This window comes from Mesorhizobium sp. M1169 (assembly GCF_040318345.1).
Taxonomy (GTDB): Bacteria; Pseudomonadota; Alphaproteobacteria; order Rhizobiales; family Rhizobiaceae; genus Mesorhizobium.
In genome coordinates, this window is record NZ_JAMYME010000023.1 from 30,269 (window position 1) to 47,107 (window position 16,839).

16 protein-coding genes are annotated in these 16,839 nt (G+C 64.2%); 11 read left to right on the forward strand and 5 right to left on the reverse strand.

Annotated features, from left to right (window positions below; genetic code table 11):
* Positions 1-8 precede the first annotated feature (8 nt).
* Genes NKH41_RS21215 through lpxK form a run of 4 tightly spaced genes read left to right on the forward strand, consistent with a single transcriptional unit; the run spans position 9 to position 3,382 of the window.
* Positions 9-254 carry a DUF4170 domain-containing protein gene (locus NKH41_RS21215; protein ID WP_023674378.1) on the forward strand — a complete coding sequence of 82 codons (246 nt, stop codon included), beginning with the start codon at positions 9-11 and terminating at the stop codon, positions 252-254.
* Between the two features lie 5 nt (positions 255-259).
* On the forward strand, positions 260-1,039 hold the full coding sequence (locus NKH41_RS21220) for a lysophospholipid acyltransferase family protein (protein WP_352933775.1): 780 nt from the start codon (positions 260-262) through the stop codon (positions 1,037-1,039).
* Positions 1,036-2,352, forward strand: coding sequence for a lipid IV(A) 3-deoxy-D-manno-octulosonic acid transferase (gene waaA / locus NKH41_RS21225; RefSeq protein ID WP_352474386.1), 1,317 nt, complete (start codon positions 1,036-1,038; stop codon positions 2,350-2,352). Before NKH41_RS21220 ends, waaA begins: the two co-directional genes overlap by 4 nt.
* 1 nt (position 2,353) lies before the next feature.
* Positions 2,354-3,382: a tetraacyldisaccharide 4'-kinase gene (lpxK, locus tag NKH41_RS21230; RefSeq protein ID WP_352933778.1), complete on the forward strand. Its 1,029-nt coding sequence runs from the start codon at positions 2,354-2,356 to the stop codon at positions 3,380-3,382.
* A gap of 245 nt (positions 3,383-3,627) precedes the next feature.
* Here lpxK and NKH41_RS21235 read toward each other — a convergent pair whose 3' ends face one another.
* On the reverse strand, positions 3,628-3,861 hold the full coding sequence (locus NKH41_RS21235) for a DUF2093 domain-containing protein (RefSeq protein ID WP_031211156.1): 234 nt from the start codon (positions 3,859-3,861) through the stop codon (positions 3,628-3,630).
* 223 nt (positions 3,862-4,084) lie between these two features.
* On the reverse strand, positions 4,085-5,011 hold the full coding sequence (locus NKH41_RS21240; protein ID WP_352699095.1) for a LysR substrate-binding domain-containing protein: 927 nt from the start codon (positions 5,009-5,011) through the stop codon (positions 4,085-4,087).
* A 90-nt stretch (positions 5,012-5,101) separates the two neighbouring features.
* Between NKH41_RS21240 and NKH41_RS21245 the strand changes: the two genes are divergently transcribed.
* Positions 5,102-5,995: a DMT family transporter gene (locus tag NKH41_RS21245; RefSeq protein WP_352771558.1), complete on the forward strand. Its 894-nt coding sequence runs from the start codon at positions 5,102-5,104 to the stop codon at positions 5,993-5,995.
* 204 nt (positions 5,996-6,199) lie between these two features.
* Here the strand turns inward: NKH41_RS21245 and mutL are convergent, their stop codons facing one another.
* Complete coding sequence (gene mutL, locus NKH41_RS21250; protein WP_352933781.1) at positions 6,200-8,050, reverse strand: DNA mismatch repair endonuclease MutL; 1,851 nt, start codon at positions 8,048-8,050, stop codon at positions 6,200-6,202.
* A gap of 88 nt (positions 8,051-8,138) precedes the next feature.
* Positions 8,139-9,041, reverse strand: a complete 903-nt coding sequence (locus NKH41_RS21255) for a LysR family transcriptional regulator (protein WP_352933784.1) — start codon at positions 9,039-9,041, stop codon at positions 8,139-8,141.
* A gap of 102 nt (positions 9,042-9,143) precedes the next feature.
* On the opposite strand from NKH41_RS21255, the gene NKH41_RS21260 reads away from it, so the two are divergent.
* Positions 9,144-10,133: a zinc-dependent alcohol dehydrogenase family protein gene (locus NKH41_RS21260; protein ID WP_352933786.1), complete on the forward strand. Its 990-nt coding sequence runs from the start codon at positions 9,144-9,146 to the stop codon at positions 10,131-10,133.
* A gap of 17 nt (positions 10,134-10,150) precedes the next feature.
* On the opposite strand, the gene NKH41_RS21265 is transcribed toward NKH41_RS21260, so the two are convergent.
* A complete protein-coding gene (locus NKH41_RS21265) occupies positions 10,151-11,053 on the reverse strand; it encodes a LysR substrate-binding domain-containing protein (protein WP_352542340.1) in 903 nt (300 codons plus the stop codon).
* Between the two features lie 91 nt (positions 11,054-11,144).
* Here NKH41_RS21265 and NKH41_RS21270 point away from each other — a divergent pair, with 91 nt between their 5' ends.
* The 5 genes from NKH41_RS21270 (at position 11,145) to NKH41_RS21290 (ending at position 16,729) form a co-directional block, all read left to right on the forward strand.
* A complete protein-coding gene (locus NKH41_RS21270; RefSeq protein WP_352569798.1) occupies positions 11,145-12,695 on the forward strand; it encodes a trimethylamine methyltransferase family protein in 1,551 nt (516 codons plus the stop codon).
* A 41-nt stretch (positions 12,696-12,736) separates the two neighbouring features.
* Positions 12,737-14,386 carry an ABC transporter substrate-binding protein gene (locus tag NKH41_RS21275; RefSeq protein ID WP_352771549.1) on the forward strand — a complete coding sequence of 550 codons (1,650 nt, stop codon included), beginning with the start codon at positions 12,737-12,739 and terminating at the stop codon, positions 14,384-14,386.
* Between the two features lie 105 nt (positions 14,387-14,491).
* The gene (locus tag NKH41_RS21280) at positions 14,492-14,971 is read left to right on the forward strand and encodes a DUF3828 domain-containing protein (protein ID WP_352820512.1); all 480 of its coding nucleotides are present in this window, start codon (positions 14,492-14,494) and stop codon (positions 14,969-14,971) included.
* A gap of 4 nt (positions 14,972-14,975) precedes the next feature.
* Complete coding sequence (locus tag NKH41_RS21285; protein ID WP_352820513.1) at positions 14,976-15,533, forward strand: hypothetical protein; 558 nt, start codon at positions 14,976-14,978, stop codon at positions 15,531-15,533.
* 11 nt (positions 15,534-15,544) lie between these two features.
* Positions 15,545-16,729, forward strand: a complete 1,185-nt coding sequence (locus NKH41_RS21290) for a mandelate racemase/muconate lactonizing enzyme family protein (RefSeq protein ID WP_352820514.1) — start codon at positions 15,545-15,547, stop codon at positions 16,727-16,729.
* Positions 16,730-16,839 lie beyond the last annotated feature (110 nt).

Consider the following 16,839-nt stretch of genomic DNA (forward strand, 5'->3'; position numbering starts at 1 on the left):
GGATCGACATGGCCGCTGAAGACGGAAAGAAGCAGCTTTTGCACCTGGTGTTCGGCGGCGAACTCAAGAAGCTGGGCGGCACCGAATTCCGCGATCTCGACGCGCTCGATATTGTCGGCATCTATCCGGACTACCAATCGGCGCACGCCGTCTGGAAGGCCAAGGCGCAAGCTAGCGTCGACAACGCCCATATGCGCTATTTCGTCGTTCACCTGCACCGCCTCCTCGACCCCGAAAACAAGGCTGTCGGTTGACATCGATGAACCATGAAGCGGTCAAGCGATCAGCCCCGCGGTCGGCGGTCAGACGTCGCAAGCCGAAGACGTTCTGGCGCAAGATCCGCGAACCGCTGGCGCAGTCGCGATTCGTCAAGAATGCGCTTGCCGCGCTGTTTGCGTATTTCGTCCGCCTTGTCCGCTTGACCAACCGCATGGTCGACGGATCGGCCAAGTTTTCCGGCGGCGCCTATGCGCAGCTCGAGCCTGGCATCATCGCGCTCTGGCACGGCCAGCACCTGCTGACCCCGGCCTACTATCCCAAGGGACGGCCGCTGGTTGCCATGGTATCGCGCAGCGCCGATGCCGAGCTCAACGCGCTGATGGTCGAGAAATTCGGCATCGAGGCGGTGCGCGGCTCTGGCGGGCGCGAAAGCGCAAGGCATCTCGACAAGGGCGGGGCCAAGGCGCTCATCGCCCTCAAAAAGTCGCTCGCCACCGGCAAGAATGTCGCCATGATTGCTGATATTCCCCACGGCACGCCGCGCGATGCGGGGCTCGGCGTCGTCCTTCTGGCGCGGCTGTCCGGCCGGCCGATCCTGCCTGCCGCGATAGCCACCAGCCGCCGCAAGGTGATCGAGGGCAGCTGGGACAAGACGACGATCAACCTGCCCTTCGGCCGCTCCTCGATCGTCGTCGGCACGCCTGTCTTCGTGCCGGCCAACGCCGACGCCCCCGAAATGGAACGCAAGCGCCAGGAGGTCACGGCCTCGCTTAATGCCGCGACCGCCGAGGCCTATCGCCTTGTGGACGGTTCGAAATGAGTGTGCGCTGGGCGCGCGCCTTCCTGACCGCATACCGTTTCGCGGGGGCGGCCGCCTACCCGTTGGCCGGGCCTTATGTCGCCTGGCGTACTTCCAGAGGCAAGGAGGATCGCATTCGCCGGCGCGAACGCTACGGCGTCGCCGGACGCGAGCGCCCCGAAGGCCCGGTGATCTGGATCCATGCAGCCAGCGTCGGCGAGACCATCGCCGTCGTGCCGCTGGTCGAGAGCATTCTCGATTACGGCGTCAACATCGTGCTGACGACGGGCACGGTCACCTCGGCGCAGGTCGCCGAAGAACGGCTGGGCGACCGCATCATCCACCAATATGTGCCGCTCGACCTCAAGCCGGCGGTCAGCCGCTTCCTCGACCATTGGCAGCCGGACCTGGCGATCATCGCCGAATCGGAGATCTGGCCGATGACCATCCTGGAACTCGGCGCCCGCCGCGTGCCGCAGGTTCTGGTCAACGGCAGGCTGTCCGACCGCTCCTTCAAGTCGTGGAAGAAGCGCGCCAACATTGCCGAAGCATTGTTCGAAAATCTCGCCCATGTCGTTGCCCAGTCGGACCTCGATGGCGAGCGCTTCCTTTCGCTCGGCGCCAGGCCGGTCACTGTATCCGGCAATCTCAAGGTCGACACCGCGCCGCCGCCGGCCGACGAGCGGGCGTTGGCGGCGCTGAAACGCCAGATCGGCGGCCGCCCGACCTGGGCGGCGATCTCGACCCATGACGGCGAAGAGGCGGTCGCCGCCGAAGTTCACGCCATGCTGCACAAGCGCCACCACGGGCTTTTAACGATCATCGTGCCGCGCCATCCCGATCGCGCCGGGCAGCTGGCCGCCCAGATTTCCGGCATGGGCCTGAAGCTGGCGCAGCGCAGCAAGGGCGACAGGATCACCGCCGACACCGATATTCTGCTCGGCGACACGATCGGCGAGATGGGGCTTTATCTGAGGCTGACGGAAATTGCCTTTGTCGGCCGTTCGCTGACTTCCGAGGGCGGCCAGAACCCGCTGGAACCAGCCATGCTGGAGACCGCGGTGCTTGCCGGCCGCAACGTCCAGAATTTTCGCGAGGCCTATCAGCGCCTGCTCGATAGCGGCGGCGCCAAGCTGGTGCGCGACCGCGATATGCTGGCCGGCGCCGTTAATTTCCTTTTGACCAACGAGGCGGCCCGCCATGAGATGATGGCGGCGGGTGCGGCGACGGTCGACGAGATGCGCGGTGCGCTGGCGCATACGCTCAGGTCGCTCGAGCCCTATATCCAGCCGCTGGTCGTCAAGTCGCGCCTGAAGGGCGCGAACGGGCGCTGACGTGACCTCGGAAGCGCCGCCCTTCTGGTGGGAAGAGCCGGACTGGCGGGTCACGGCGCTGTCGCCGCTCTCCGCCGTCTATGCGCTTGTCGCCGGTCGCCGCATGCGGCACGCGCCGCGTGAAAAGGTCGAGGCGCCGGTGCTCTGCGTCGGCAACTTCACCGTCGGCGGCACCGGCAAGACGCCGGTGGCGATCGCGCTGGCCGAGCAGGCCAGGCGCATGCAGCTTAATCCGGGTTTCCTGTCGCGTGGCCATGGCGGCTCCTTCGCGCAGCCGCATATCGTCGATCCGCACCACGATGCCGCCAAGCATGTCGGCGACGAGCCGCTGCTTCTGGCCGAACACGCCCCGGTCGCGGTGACGCCGAACCGGGCCGCCGGCGCCAGGCTTCTGCTGGAGAAGCTCGGCTGCGATTTCCTGATCATGGATGACGGTTTTCAGAGCGCGCGCATCCACATCGACTATGCGCTCGTCGTCGTCGACGCGCGACATGGCATCGGCAATGGCCGCGTCATCCCCGGCGGGCCGCTGCGGGCAAAGATCGTCGACCAATTGGTCTTCACCAGCGCCTTGCTGAAGATGGGCGAGGGCACCGCGGCCGACACGGTCGTGCGCCAGGCAGCGCGCGCCGGCAGGCCGATCTTCGAGGCGCACACTGCCCCGAGCAGCAAGGTGACGCTGGCCGGCAGGCGTTTCCTGGCGTTCGCCGGCATTGGCCATCCCGACAGGTTTTTCGACACTGCCCGCGAGGCCGGCGGCGAGCTTGCGCTGACCAAATCGTTTCCTGACCATCATTTCTATGGGGAGGACGAACTTGCCGAATTGGCGGCGACGGCGCGTAAAGCCGGGCTTGGCCTCATTACCACCGCCAAGGACGCTGCCCGCCTGCGTCACGGCGCGGCGCCGCCGGAATTCCTCGACGGGCTCGATGTGCTGGAGATCGACACCGTCTTCGAGCTCGACCATGTGCCGCAACGCATCATCGACGAGACGCTGGACGCCTGGCGGCAGCGCCGGCTTAAAGGCTGACCAGAAGCTTGAGCACCGAGGCAATGCGGGACTGGAATTTGCAGCTTTCCGCCGGTCGAACGTATTTTGTTCTTGCTTTGTGCCGGCAGCTATGCTAGTAATTTGGGTATGGTGATGATTCGCTGGTGACCCGCCCTCGAGGCGGGTTTTTATTTCAAGATAGCCTCTAAGGTTTCGGTGTTGCCGGCCTGACGCCGCGGCAGAGGGCGCAGGATCGCAACGGGGCGGCTTCCATTTGCGCTGGACTAGCGTCGGCGGCGCAGTTCCGGATGCGCTTCGATCTCGCGGCGCAGCGAGGCGGCGGCGTTCACATAGGGTTCCTGCCTGGCGACACTCCAGTATTTGAGCTCGTCGAGCGGGATGCTCTCGCCGGTCACCGCACAGCGCACGAAGGCGCCGGGGCTGGTCACCTGGAAGTCGCCGTCGAGATAGCGGATGCGGGCTTCCTTGCCGCCGGGTCCTTCGAAACGGTTCATCATGGGGTGGTGCCGAAATTCATGACGATGTCATCGCCACAAATTGCGGCGAGGTCAAGCTCGGTTGGCCTCGCCTGGTTCTGTTTCTGGTGACACTTGCTCGAACAAGCCGGCAAAGCGGATGCCAATGCATGTCGCGCAAAAGTGTGCAGCGGTTTTGCGCGACATGCATAAACACAAGAACCTGAAGCGCGTCGCATGAGGCCGGTCGAACGCGACGCGCTTCTCATTCCTCGGCGGTGATAAACTGCTCGATCTTCTTCGCTGGCAGCCCGGCCTGGACGGCGATGCGCCGGGCGAGTTCGGCGGCGGCGGCGCGCGGGCGCCCCAGCGGCCGGTCGAGCCAGTAGGATATCGGGCTCAGCGCACTGCGTTCGTCGACGGCGACGATGCGGCCCGATTTCAATTGGTCCACCGTCAACGGCGGACGTGCCAGCGCAATACCGAGCCCGTGCGCGGCGGCGTCGAGCACCAGATTGTAGTCCTCGAAACGGCGGTCGTGCGGCCGCGGCCGATAGTCCATCTCCTGCGCCGCAAACCAGGCGCGCCAGGCCGAAGCGTCGGAATCGTTGATCAGCGGAAATTCGAGCAGCCGGGCAGGATCTCCGCGGCCGATCTCCCTGGCCAATTCCGGCGAGGCGACCGGGAACACATATTCTTCGAAAAGCTGCACCGAGATCCGGCCCGGAATGCGACCGCGCCCGCAGCGGATCGACAGGTCGATGCCCTCGTCGGCAAGATCGCCCTGGCGGATGTCGACGTCGAGCACTATACGCAGCTTCGACGGGTGGTTCTCCAGCGCCGCCATACGCGGCATCAGCCACAGCCCGCTGACCGAAGGGATCGAGGTCAGCCGCACCACCGCCGTGCCGCGCGGCTCGACCCAGCGATCCGAATTGCTGGCGATCAGGGCAAAGGCTTCGGTGGTGCGCAGATGCAGCCGGTTGCCCTCGATGGTCAGCGAGACGCCGCGCGCGCCGCGATCGAAGACTTTCAGCCCGAGCCAACCCTCGAGCTTGGCGATCTGCCGGCTGACGGCGCCGTGAGTGATGTTGAGCTTCTCGGCCGCCGCCGAAAAGCTGCCGGTCCGAGCCGCGGCGTCGAAGGCGCGCAGCGTTTCGAGCGGCAGCATCGGGTCTAAGCTGTGATCCATAGTCACAGGTGATCCTCGATTTGTTCGTTTGTCAACCGACCCGCAATAGCGTTTCTCTACTTCATGGCATTGGATCGCGAGGACAACCAGATGAGCGCTTACACCGGCACGTTGAATACGACACAGCGCATGGATGCCACGGCTGCCATCGCGGTGGCGCTGACGGTGGTCGGCTGGGCCTCCGCCTTTCCGGCGATCCGCGCCGGCCTTGCCGCTTTCGGGCCGCTGGAACTTGGCGCGCTGCGCTTTGCCATCGCCGCGGTTCCGGCGGCGATCTTCCTCGCGGTCAAGCGGCCGGCGCTGCCCAGGCTCGATGAACTCTGGCGCTTTGTCTTCGGTGGTGCCGTCTTCGTCGCGCTCTACACGGTGATGCTCAATTTCGGCGAGCTGACCGTTTCGGCCGGTGCGGCCGGCTTCATCATCAATGTCAGCCCGATCTTCACCGCCATCATGGCCATGGCGCTGCTCGGCGAACGGTTCTCGGGCCTGGCCTGGGCCGGCACGTTCCTGTCCTTCGCCGGTATCGGGATCATCGCCATGGGCGAGGGGCAAGGCTTGCATTTCAACAATGGTGCGCTGCTTGTCCTCGGCTCGGCGCTGTGCTCGGCCGTCAACACCATCGTCCAGAAGCCGCTGTTTGCCCGCCATCACCCGCTGACGATCTCGGCTTCGAACATGGTGCTTGGCGCGCTCTGCCTGTCGCCGTTCCTGCCGAGCGGTCTGGCGCAGGCGGCGGTCGCCGACACCGCCGGGCTCGGCGCCGTCATCTTTCTCGGCATCGTACCCAGCCTGATCGCCTACGCTGCCTGGGCAACAGCGCTTTCCCGCCTGCCCGCGGCGCGTGCCTCGAACTTCCTCTATCTGGTATCGCCGGTGGCGACGCTGATCGGCTTCTTCTGGCTGGGCGAAGTACCGACGCTGCTCGGCATCATCGGCGGGGCGCTGGCGCTCGGCGGCGTCATCGTGGTGAATTTGAAGAGATGAGCAAAGGGTTTGGGGCTGTGCCTGACTCGAAAAGAGCCGCTGTACAGCGGCTCTTTCGTACCCCCACCCCGCTGCTTCGCAGCGACCCTCCCCACAAGGGGGAGGGTAAGCTCCTAGCGAGGCGTCGGCGGGTAGGCTCCCTACCTCCCCCTTGTGGGGAGGTCGGACCGAAGGTGCGGGTGGGGGCTGCGCCCTGCGAGTTTCTTATCGCCGCCCGAACAACCGCTCAATATCCGCCAGCTTGAGCTCGATATAGGTCGGGCGGCCGTGGTTGCAGGTGCCGGAGCCGGGCGTCGCCTCCATCTGGCGCAGCAGCGCGTTCATCTCTTCCGGTTTGAGCAGGCGGCCGGAACGCACCGAGCCGTGGCAGGCCATGGTCGCGGCTATTCTGTCCAGCCGCTCCTTCAGCGTGTCGACCGTGTCGTTGTCGGCGATCTCGTCGGCGAGATCGCGCACCAACTGCTGGACGTTGGTCTCGCCGAGCATCGACGGCGTCTCGCGCACCGCGACGGCACCGGGGCCGAAGCGCTCGATGCCGAGGCCGAAGCGGGCCAGCGTCTCGGAATGCCTGGCAAGCCGCTCGGCATCCTCTTCCGACAGATCGACAATCTCGGGCAGCAGCAGCATCTGCGACGGCACCGCGCGTGAGTGGAGGGCGTTCTTCAAGGCCTCGTAGACCAGCCGCTCATGCGCCGCATGCTGGTCGACGATGACAAGAGAATCCCTGGTCTGGGCGACGATATAATTCTCGTGCACTTGCGCGCGCGCCGCGCCCAGCGCCGTGCCGAGCAGCGTTTCCGCCGCTTCGTTTTGCCCGGCGCGCGCATCGGCGCTGTGCAACGGCCCGGCGTCGAAGGCCGCCTGCTCGTCCTCGCCGAACCCGTCGCCCATATTGAGCGGCCGCTGCGGCGAACGGGCAGGATCGAACCCGGAAAAGCCCGATGCCCGATAGGCGGCCTCGTAGCTGCGGTGACCGTTGGCCGGGCCGCCATGCGCATAGGATGCGGCGCCTGGCCGGAACGCCGCCATCATGCCGGCGGCCCCGGTGGTGGCGGCGCGGATGCCGGCATTGGCCAGCGCTTCGCGGATAGCGCCGACGATCAGCCCGCGCACCAGCCCCGGGTCGCGGAAGCGCACGTCTGCCTTGGCCGGATGGACGTTGACGTCGACGATCGCCGGATCGAGCGTCAGGAACAGCACGGTGACGGCATGGCGGTCGCGCGGCAGCACGTCGGCGAAGGCGCCACGAATGGCGCCGGCGATCAGTTTGTCACGCACCGGGCGGCCGTTGACATAAGCGTATTGCTGCAGCGCGTTGGCGCGGGTGAAGGAGGGGACCGAGACATGGCCGGCGAGATGCACGCCGTCCCGCATCGCGTCGATGGCGATCGCATTGTTCGGAAAGTCGGCGCCCATCACCTGCGCCACCCGGCGCAGCCGGCCTTCCGGGCTGTTGTCGGTCGCCGGCAGTTCCAGCGTCGAGCGGTCCGGGCCGGCCAGGGTGAAGCGCACTGCGGGAAAGGCGATGGCGATGCGCTTGACCACGTCGCCGATGGCCGAGCTTTCGGCGCGCTCGCCCTTCATGAATTTGAGCCTTGCGGGCGTGGCGAAGAACAGGTCGCGCACCTCGACCGTGGTTCCGCGATTGGCCGCCGCCGGCCGGACCGCGGAGACGCGGCCGCCGTCGATGCCGATCTCGGCGGCGTTTTCACTGGACGCGGTGCGCGAGCGGATCGACAGCCGCGCCACCGAGCCGATTGACGGCAAAGCCTCGCCGCGAAAGCCGAGCGAGCGGATGTCGTGAATGTCGTCGGCGAGCTTGGAGGTGCAATGGCGCGCAACCGCCAGCGCCAGTTCTTTTTCCGGAATGCCCGAGCCGTCGTCGCTGACGCGGATCAGGTTCAGCCCGCCGCCGGCGGTGACGATCTCGACTCTCGCAGCACCGGCATCGAGCGCGTTCTCGACCAGTTCCTTGACCACGCTTGCCGGACGCTCGATGACTTCGCCGGCGGCGATCTGGTTGATCATCGTTTCGGAAAGCTGGCGGATCGGCATGGGGCACTATAGGCGGATTCGTGGTCGATGCGGGAGGGCGGAATTGAGGAAATCCACGCAGCTGATCGCGACTGGCCGCTCGTGCACTTCAACTCATGAGCTTGGGCAGCGCTGCCGCCAGTGCATCGACGGCAAGGCGGACTTTCATCGGCAGATGAGGCGTCTGCAACCACAGGGCATGAACGTCGTAGAGAAACCGGGATTGTTCCGGCAATAGCAGGACAAGCGCGCCCGCCTGGATGCGCTGGCGAACCAGCCAGTATGGCAGCCAGGCGAGCCCCATGCCGGCGGCCGCGGCATCGGCGATGGCATCGAGATCGTCGAGCCGCAATCTGCTGATGGGCCTGACCTCAATCGCGGGGTGGCCGTTGCGCGGAAACAGCCACGGCTGAACGGCACGCCCGGAACGGCGGTAGATGATCGCGTGATGGCTGCCGAGGTCATCTATTTCATGTGGCTCGGCGTGCCGGTCGAGATAGGACGGCGACGCGCAGACGACCATGTGCTGGCGCGCGATGCGACGCGCCATCACCCCGGCCTGGTCCTCCAGATCGCCCGTTCGGATGGCAAGATCGCAGCCGTCCTCGGCGAGGTCGGCGATGGCATCGCTGAACGACAGGTCAAGTTCCAGCGCCGGATATTGCTGCGCAAACCCGAACAGGATCGGGGCAACGCAGCGCCGGCCGAAATGCACCGGCATGAGGACACGCAGCTTTCCGCGCGGTTCGGCAAGCTGATCGGCGGCGAGTGCATCCGCGGCCTCCGCTTCGGCAAGCACCAGCCGGCAGCGTTCATAGTAGGCGCGCCCGAAATCGGTCAGGCTTTGGCGGCGCGTGGTCCGGTTGATGAGGCGCACGCTCAGGCGCTCCTCGAGAAACCGGACATGCTTGCCGACCATCGGCCCGGACAGATCGAGAGCCGCCGCCGCGGCTGCGAACGAGCCCAGGTCGACGGCTTTGACGAACACGGCCATGCTCGTAAGGCGATCCATATTCAAAACCTACAGTTTCTGCTGATCTACTCAAGCGGCCATTTATCCGCCTGATGAGCGCTGGCATAGCTGATTCAGTTCAAATATTTTGGAGTTTGACCGATGGCACGTGTCGTTCGCTTTCATGAGCTCGGTGGTCCCGAGGTCCTGCGCATCGAGAATGTTGACACGCCTGCGCCCGCGAGCGGTGAGATTCAGATCCGCGTCAAGGCGTTGGGCATAAACCGCGCCGAGGCGCTGCTGCGTTCGGGGACCTACATCCAGACCGCGCCGTTGCCTTCCGGTCTTGGGCTCGAGGCGGCGGGTATCGTCGAGATGGTCGGCCAAGGCGTGGACGGGTTTGCGCCTGGCGATGCCGTCAGCATCGTGCCGCCATTATCGATGGCCCGCTGGCCTGCCTATGGTGAGATTGCCACATATCCCGCCGAGCTCGTCGTCAAGCATCCACCATCGCTGAGCTGGGAAGAAGCCGCCGCAGCGTGGATGCAATATCTCACCGCCTACGGTGCGCTGATCGACATTGCCAAACTTGGCAGGCAGAACGTTGTCGTCATCACTGCGGCCTCGAGCAGCGTCGGACTTGCCGCGATCCAGATCGCCAACATGATTGGCGCGACCCCGATCGCGGTCACACGGACGTCCGCCAAGAAGCGGGCTTTGCTTGAGTTCGGCGCGGCCCACGTCATCGCCTCGGCAGAGGAGGACCTGGAAGCCAGGTTGAAGCGAATCGCCGGCCCGGACGGCGTGCGCGTGGTGTTCGATGCCGTCGGCGGCCCGATTTTCAAGCCTCTGACGGCAGCGATGGCACCGGGTGGCATTCTCATCGAATATGGCGGCTTGAGCCTCGACCCGACACCCTTTCCGCTACCTGCAGTGCTGGCAAAGACACTGACGCTGCGCGGTTATCTCGTCCATGAGATCGTGCGCGATCCGGTCCGGCTGCAGGCCGCCAAGGCGTTCATCCTCGACGGACTGAGCTCGGGTTCGCTGAAGCCGGCAATCGCCAGAACCTTTCCGTTCGACCAGATCGTCGAGGCGCACCGCTATCTCGAATCGAACGAGCAATTCGGCAAGATCGTCGTGACCGTTTGACCGGGCATTTATCGGCCTCACGCCTGCGCCGCCAGCCAGTCCCGCACCTTGCGGGCGTTGTCGCTGAGTTCGCGGTTCTTCGACCAGATGACATGAAAGCCCTTGCCGGTCGTCATCGTGTGGCCGGTGACGCGCACCAGCAGCCCTGATGCCAGCAGCCGCTCCGCGAGGTGACCCCAGCCGAGCGCGATGCCTTGCCCTTCCATGACTGCCTGGATCACCAGCGCATAGTCGTTGATGCGCAAGCCGCGTCCGGCATCGGCGATGTCGACACCGGCCGAGGCGAACCATTCGTCCCAGCTCGCGGCCTCGCGAAACGGCTCTTCAAGATGGATAAGGCGGTGCGATTGAAGGTCCGCGACACCCTCCGGCAGCCCGAACCGTGCCACATAACTAACACCGGCAACGGGGAATATCACCTCATCGGCCAGCGGCAGCGAATGATAATCCGGCCATTCCCTGGGCTCGCCGCCGCGGACGCCGAGCGGGATGTCTTCGGCGATGATGTCGAGATCGCGGTCGGCGGTCTGGATGCGCAGGTCGATGCCCGGCAATTCGTCGCGAAACTGCTGCAGGCGCGGCATCATCCAGAACGAGGCAAAGGCGGTCGAGGCGGCGAGTGTCACATGCGCGCCGACGGCGATCTGGCGCAGATCCTCCGCCGACTTGCGAATGTGCGACAGGCCGAGCGAGACGTCGGCATGGAAGCGGTCGCCGGCCTCGGTCAGGCTGACTTGCCGGTGGCGGCGCTGGAAGAGTTTGGCGCCGAGCTGCTCTTCGAGCCCACGGATCGCATAGGAGACGGCAGCCTGCGTCATGCCGAGCTCGCGCCCGGCGGCGGTAAAGCTCGACAGCCGCCCCGCGGCCTCGAAAACGATCAGGCTGCCGGCCGACGGCAGCAGGTGGCGCAAGCTTCGCATAAGCTGAGCTTATACAAGAGATCAGGATTTTCCAGCGTCACAGCCGCATTTTGTCTGGCTAGATTGGTCGAGACAGGAAGATGGAGCCTTCATGAACGCACCGGCCGTTGAAGTGAGCGAACACACCAACCGCCGCAGCGGCGGCCGCCTGGGGCGCAAGGCGCTGCGGGGCGCACCCATAGCGTCGTTTCCAACCCTGGTCCGTCAGATTCCCGTCTATCAGATGGTCCCGGACGAGGCGGTTGAGCTGATCCACCAGGAGTCACTCTCCATCCTCGAAGAAGTCGGATGCGAGTTCCGCGACGACGAGGCGATCGCAATGTGGAAGGCGGCGGGCGCCGATGTCTCGGAGACAAGGGTCCGGATCGACCGCGCCCTGCTGATGGAGCTCATCTCGAAGGTCCCGTCGGAGTTCACGCTCAATGCGAGGAACCCCCAGCGTTCCGTACGTGTGGGTGGAAACAACTCCATCTTCGTGCCGATGTACGGAGCGCCTTACGTGCGCGACCTCGACAACAACCGGCGCTACGGCACACTCGCCGACCTCAACAATTTCCACAAGCTCGCCTACATGGCGCCGGCGCTGCACTCGTCGAGCTCGATCATCTGCGAGCCGATGGAAATCGCGGTGCCGAAACGTCACCTCCACATCATCCATTCGGCGCTGAAGCACTCCGACAAGCCGTTCATGGGCATCGTGACCTCCAGGGATCGAGCCGAAGACACGATGGCGATGGCAGGCATCGTGTTCGGCGAGGATTTTGTCCGCGACAACCCGGTTCTGGTGTCGATCACCAACTGCAATTCGCCGCTGGTGTGGGACGCCACCATGCTGGACGCGATGAAAGTCTATGCGCGCCACAACCAGCCGCTGATCCTCGCCCCCTTCGCCCTTTGCGGCGCCTCGACTTCGGCCTCTGCCGTCGGTGCGGTCGCGCAGGTCAATGCCGAAGCGCTGGCGGGCGTCGCGTTCACACAGCTCCTGCGTCCGGGTTCGCCGCAGATCTACGGACAGTTCATGGTGACGGTCGACATGAAGACCGGCGCTCCCATGGGCGGCACGCCGGAGGCGGCCCAGATGATGTATCTCATGGGCGCCCTGGCGCGGAAGTATCGTCTGCCGTGGCGCACGTCCGGTTTCCATGTCGGCTCGAAGCTGAACGACGCCCAGGCGGGCTACGAGGCGAACATGCTGATGCATGCCGCCATCCTTGCCGGCGCCAACTACATCTGGCACTCCGCCGGTTGGCTCGAAGCCGGCCTGACCTGCGGCTATTCGAAATTTGCCACCGACTGCGAGCAGCTTGTCGGCTGGTATAAATATGCTGGCGGGCTGCCATTCGACGATTTCAAGGAGGCTATGGCGGCTATCCGCGAGGTCGGACCGCAGGGCCATTTCCTCGGCACCCAGCACACGCTTGAACATTTCGAGTCCGCCTTCTTCATACCGAGCATCATGGACTTCAATTCATTCGAACAGTGGAAGGCGGAAGGAGCAAAGGACCACGACACCCGCGGCCGCGAGAAAGCGCGCAACATGCTCGCCGATTATGAGGAGCCGAAGCTCGATGAGGGCATCGCCGATGGTCTCAAAGATTTGATTGCGCGGCGCGAGGAGAAACTGCCGGACAGCGTTAGTTGATCACGGGCGAAGACCCGATGCGAACCATAAGGGAGGAAAAAATGACACTCTTCAGAAGCAACGGCGATAGCGTACCGAGCGCCATCGAAGCAATGGCCAGCGAGGCGCGCGCCGGTCGCGTCGACCGGCGGGAGTTTCTGGCCCTGGCAAGCGCTTTCGGCGCATCGACGGCCCTTGCCTACGGCATGATTGGACTTGCCGTGCCGGAGCGGGCTTTGGCTGAAGAGCCGAAGAAAGGCGGAACGCTGCACGTTTCGATGTCGGTGAAGGCGCAAAAGGACACGCGCACCTACGACTGGGTGGAACTTGCGAACATTTCACGCTGCTGGCTCGAGCCGCTCGTACGCTACACCCGCCAGTTCACATTCGAGCCGGTTCTGCTCGAAAGCTGGGAGGTCAACGACGACGCCACCGAATACGTGCTGCATGTGCGCAAGGGCATCGCCTGGAACAACGGCGATGCTTTCAACGCCGATGACGTGGCCTACAATCTGACGCGCTGGTGCGAGAAGGCTGCCGCCGGCAATTCGATGGCCGCGCGCGTCGGTGCGCTGATCGATGCAAAGACCGGCAAGGCCAGGGAAGGGGCGATCACCAAGGTCGACGACAACACGGTGAAGCTGAAGCTGAACGAGCCGGACGTCTCGCTGATCCCGAACTTCACCGACTATCCGGCGCTGGTGGTCCATCGCAACTTCGACGCCGACGGCGCCAATCCGATCGAGAAGCCGATTGGCACCGGGCCGTTCGAACTGGTGTCTTATGCGGTCGGCCAGAAAGCGGTCGTCAAGCGTCGTGAGAATGGCAAATGGTGGGGCGGTGAAGCGCTTCTCGACGGCGTCGAATTCATCGACTACGGAACCGATTTCAACGCCTCGATAAATGCATTCGACTCCGGCGAAATCGACCTCAATTTCGAGACGCCGGCCGACTTCATAGACATTCTCGACAAGATGGGGCTGGTCAAATCGGAGGTCGCGACAGCGACCACGCTCGTCGCCCGGACCAACATCACGAACAAGCCCTATGACGACAAGCGGGTTCGCAACGCCCTCCAGATGGCCGTCGACAACAAAGCGGTGCTCGAACTTGGCTACGCCGGGCGAGGCACTGTTGGTGAAAACCACCACGTCAGCCCGATTCATCCGGAATACTACGCGCTGCCCAAGAAGACACGCGACGCCGCGGGCGCGAAGAAGCTTATGGCCGATGCCGGGCAGGACGACTTCGAGCATGAACTGATCACCGTCGAGGACGATTGGCAGAAGAACACCGGCGACGCTATTGCCGGCCAGCTGCGCGATGCCGGGATCAAGGTGAAGCGCACCGTGCTGCCGGGATCGACATTCTGGAACGACTGGACGAAATACCCCTATTCGATGACCATCTGGTACATGCGCCCGCTTGGCGTACAGGTGCTGGCGCTCGGCTATCGCACCGGCGAGGCCTGGAACGAAACCGGCTACTCGAACCCTGATTTCGACGCCAAGCTCAAGCAGGCTCTTTCGCTCATCGACGTCGAGAAGCGCCGCGAGGTCATGAAGGACATCGAGCAGATCCTGCAAGATTCGGGCGTCATCATTCAGCCGTTTTGGCAGAAGCTGTTCAGCCACATGAACGAGAAGGTGAAGAACTACGGTGTCCACCAAACCTTCGAGATGGATCTCCAGAACGTCTGGCTGAACGCCTGAGTTGCCAGCAGAGGACGCGTTGCAGGATTTCATGGACCGCAAGAAGGCCGACGGGCAAGATGCGTGGTACTGATAGCTTCCGTCAGTGAACAATCGGGGACACCCATGAAACTGCCACTTTTTGTTGCCGCGCTTTCGATGGCCGTGCCGGCGGCCGCGTTTGCCGGCCCTGCTGCCAACGCCGTGAAGTTCTTTTATGTCCCGTCGGTCAAGTTCGAGGCCGATGCGCAATATCGCGACCGCTTCACCGAACCGGTGACGAAACTGTTCGAACTGAACGACAATGCGGCAAAGAACCATCCGGATGAAGTTCCCTGCATCGACTTCGCCCCTGGTCTCGATGCGCAGGACTATGACGAGAAGACCGTGGCCAAGACGCTGACGCTGGCCGAAACGCTGGATGGCGACAGCGCCGAGGTGACGGCGACGTTCAACCTTTTTCCGGAAGGCGATGGTTCCAAACGCGAAATGGTCTGGTCGTTGAAGAAGATCGACGGCCAGTGGAAGGTCGCCGACATTACCTCGAAGACCAGCGGCTGGACCCTGAGTGCGCTCGAATGCCTGGCCGGGCAGTCGCCGGAGTGATGCCGTGCTTCGCTGCCGTCCCTGGATTTTGGCGACTGCGTGCCTGCTGGCCGGATTGAGCAGCGCCGCCGCTCAGGACCTGTTCGGCGCGCCGCCCGCAAACGCGCCGGCCGACAGTGCGGCACCTCCGCCGGCAGTTTCGCCGCCGGCAGAAAACGCGCCGGCCGCAGCCGTGCAGCCGGGCTCGCCGACCGCGGTGGTGAAGCCGTTCTACGAGCATGCCGGGCTCGAGGTCGATCCGGCTCAGCGGGGCCATTTCACCGACCCGGCAAAGTCGGTGCTGGACAAGAGCGACGCGCTGCGGAAGTCGGGGCAGGGCGAGTGCCTCGATCCCAACATGGCGCTCGACAATTCCGAATACGACAAGGCGGAGATCGACAAGAGCCTGAAGACCATCGAAGCGATCAAGGGCGACGAGGCCAAGGTCGTCGTCGCTTTTGTCGTCGCCGGCAATCCGCACCGGCTGGAATGGAAGTTCAAAAAGATCGATGGCGACTGGAAGATATCGGACCTGCTCTCGGTGACCGGCGAATGGGCGCTAAGCCAATACCAGTGTGAGTGAGAACGGAACCGATGAAGATCACCAACATCCGCGTCACCCACGTCAACGTCCCGCTCGATGCTCCGTTCTGGTGGACGGCTGGTCTCTACGGCGGCGCCTCGAAATCGATCATCGAGGTCGAGACGGACGAAGGCGTGGTCGGACTGGGCGAGGCGCCATGGTGGCATTTCGGCGAGGTGATCAAGGCCGAGATCGCGCCGGCGCTGATTGGCGCCGATCCCCTCGACATCGCCGACTGCGAGGCGCGCTGCGTGCCGCCCTGGCAGATTACCGCCAACACCGGCGAGAATGCAGCCACGGTGGCGTTCGGCGCCGTCGAACTGGCGCTGTGGGATATAAGAGGCAAGGTCTTCGGCATGCCGCTCTACAAGCTGCTCGGCGGCGCGGTGCGCAAGGACATTCCGTTTTCGGAATATTTCGCCTTTCGCCCCGCTCACGGCGGAGCCGGCGGCGAGATGACCGCCGAAGCGATCGTCGACTACTGTCTCGGCATGCGAGAACAGCACGGCTCGACGATTTTCGAGGGCAAGCTGATCATGGGCGATCCCGAGCACGAGATCAGGACAGTGCGCATGCTGCGCGAGGCGCTTGGCGATAAAGCGCAGATCAAACTCGATTCCAACATGCAGTGGTCGCTGACCACAGCGCGCTGGGTGCTGCGCGAGATCGAGCCGTTCAACATCCGCAACTACGAGGATCCGGTCGCGACCTTCGAGGAGATGGCTGCGCTGCGCCAGCATTCGCGCATTCCGTTCTCGACGCACATCCCGGATCTCAGACGGGCAGTCGCGCTCGGTGCGCCGGATTACTTCGTCTGCAATTTCGCAGCACTCGGCGGATTGTCGAAAACTCTGAAATTCATCGCCGCCTGTGAGGCGATGGGCAAGGGGTTCTGGTGCTATTCGAACGATCTCGGCATCATGACATCGGCTTATCTGCACGTCGTGGCGGCGACACCGTGGATCACCGAGGCGTCGCAGTCGTTGTTTCGCTGGCAGATCGGCGATGTCATCAAGGACGGTCCTTTCCGCCAGACGGGCAATACGGTGCGCGTGCCGGAGGGTGACGGGCTGGGCGTCGAACTCGATCCGGCGGCAATGAAACGCTGGTCAGCGCACTTTGCCGAACACGGGCCGATGCACCATTTCAGCGACCCGAACAGCCCCAGCCGCTACCGGCGGCTGCCGCTCAACTGATGCGAAGTGCACGTGACCGATCGATGAGAAGAGGTCCTGTCGTGGTTGCTTTATTCGCGGCGGTTTGCGTCCTGGCCTGCGCTGTCACCTGGGAGGCAGGAAGCCACGCG

What these genes read in the sequence shown, in the direction of transcription:
- NKH41_RS21215 (WP_023674378.1), top strand. Translation starts at nt 9, where the DNA reads ATGGCCGCTGAAGACGGAAAGAAGCAGCTTTTGCACCTGGTGTTCGGC.
- NKH41_RS21220 (WP_352933775.1), top strand. Translation starts at nt 260, where the DNA reads ATGAACCATGAAGCGGTCAAGCGATCAGCCCCGCGGTCGGCGGTCAGA.
- waaA (WP_352474386.1), top strand. Translation starts at nt 1,036, where the DNA reads ATGAGTGTGCGCTGGGCGCGCGCCTTCCTGACCGCATACCGTTTCGCG.
- NKH41_RS21235 (WP_031211156.1), bottom strand. Translation starts at nt 3,861, where the DNA reads ATGATGAACCGTTTCGAAGGACCCGGCGGCAAGGAAGCCCGCATCCGC.
- NKH41_RS21240 (WP_352699095.1), bottom strand. Translation starts at nt 5,011, where the DNA reads ATGGATCACAGCTTAGACCCGATGCTGCCGCTCGAAACGCTGCGCGCC.
- NKH41_RS21245 (WP_352771558.1), top strand. Translation starts at nt 5,102, where the DNA reads ATGAGCGCTTACACCGGCACGTTGAATACGACACAGCGCATGGATGCC.
- mutL (WP_352933781.1), bottom strand. Translation starts at nt 8,050, where the DNA reads ATGCCGATCCGCCAGCTTTCCGAAACGATGATCAACCAGATCGCCGCC.
- NKH41_RS21255 (WP_352933784.1), bottom strand. Translation starts at nt 9,041, where the DNA reads ATGGATCGCCTTACGAGCATGGCCGTGTTCGTCAAAGCCGTCGACCTG.
- NKH41_RS21260 (WP_352933786.1), top strand. Translation starts at nt 9,144, where the DNA reads ATGGCACGTGTCGTTCGCTTTCATGAGCTCGGTGGTCCCGAGGTCCTG.
- NKH41_RS21265 (WP_352542340.1), bottom strand. Translation starts at nt 11,053, where the DNA reads ATGCGAAGCTTGCGCCACCTGCTGCCGTCGGCCGGCAGCCTGATCGTT.
- NKH41_RS21270 (WP_352569798.1), top strand. Translation starts at nt 11,145, where the DNA reads ATGAACGCACCGGCCGTTGAAGTGAGCGAACACACCAACCGCCGCAGC.
- NKH41_RS21275 (WP_352771549.1), top strand. Translation starts at nt 12,737, where the DNA reads ATGACACTCTTCAGAAGCAACGGCGATAGCGTACCGAGCGCCATCGAA.
- NKH41_RS21280 (WP_352820512.1), top strand. Translation starts at nt 14,492, where the DNA reads ATGAAACTGCCACTTTTTGTTGCCGCGCTTTCGATGGCCGTGCCGGCG.
- NKH41_RS21290 (WP_352820514.1), top strand. Translation starts at nt 15,545, where the DNA reads ATGAAGATCACCAACATCCGCGTCACCCACGTCAACGTCCCGCTCGAT.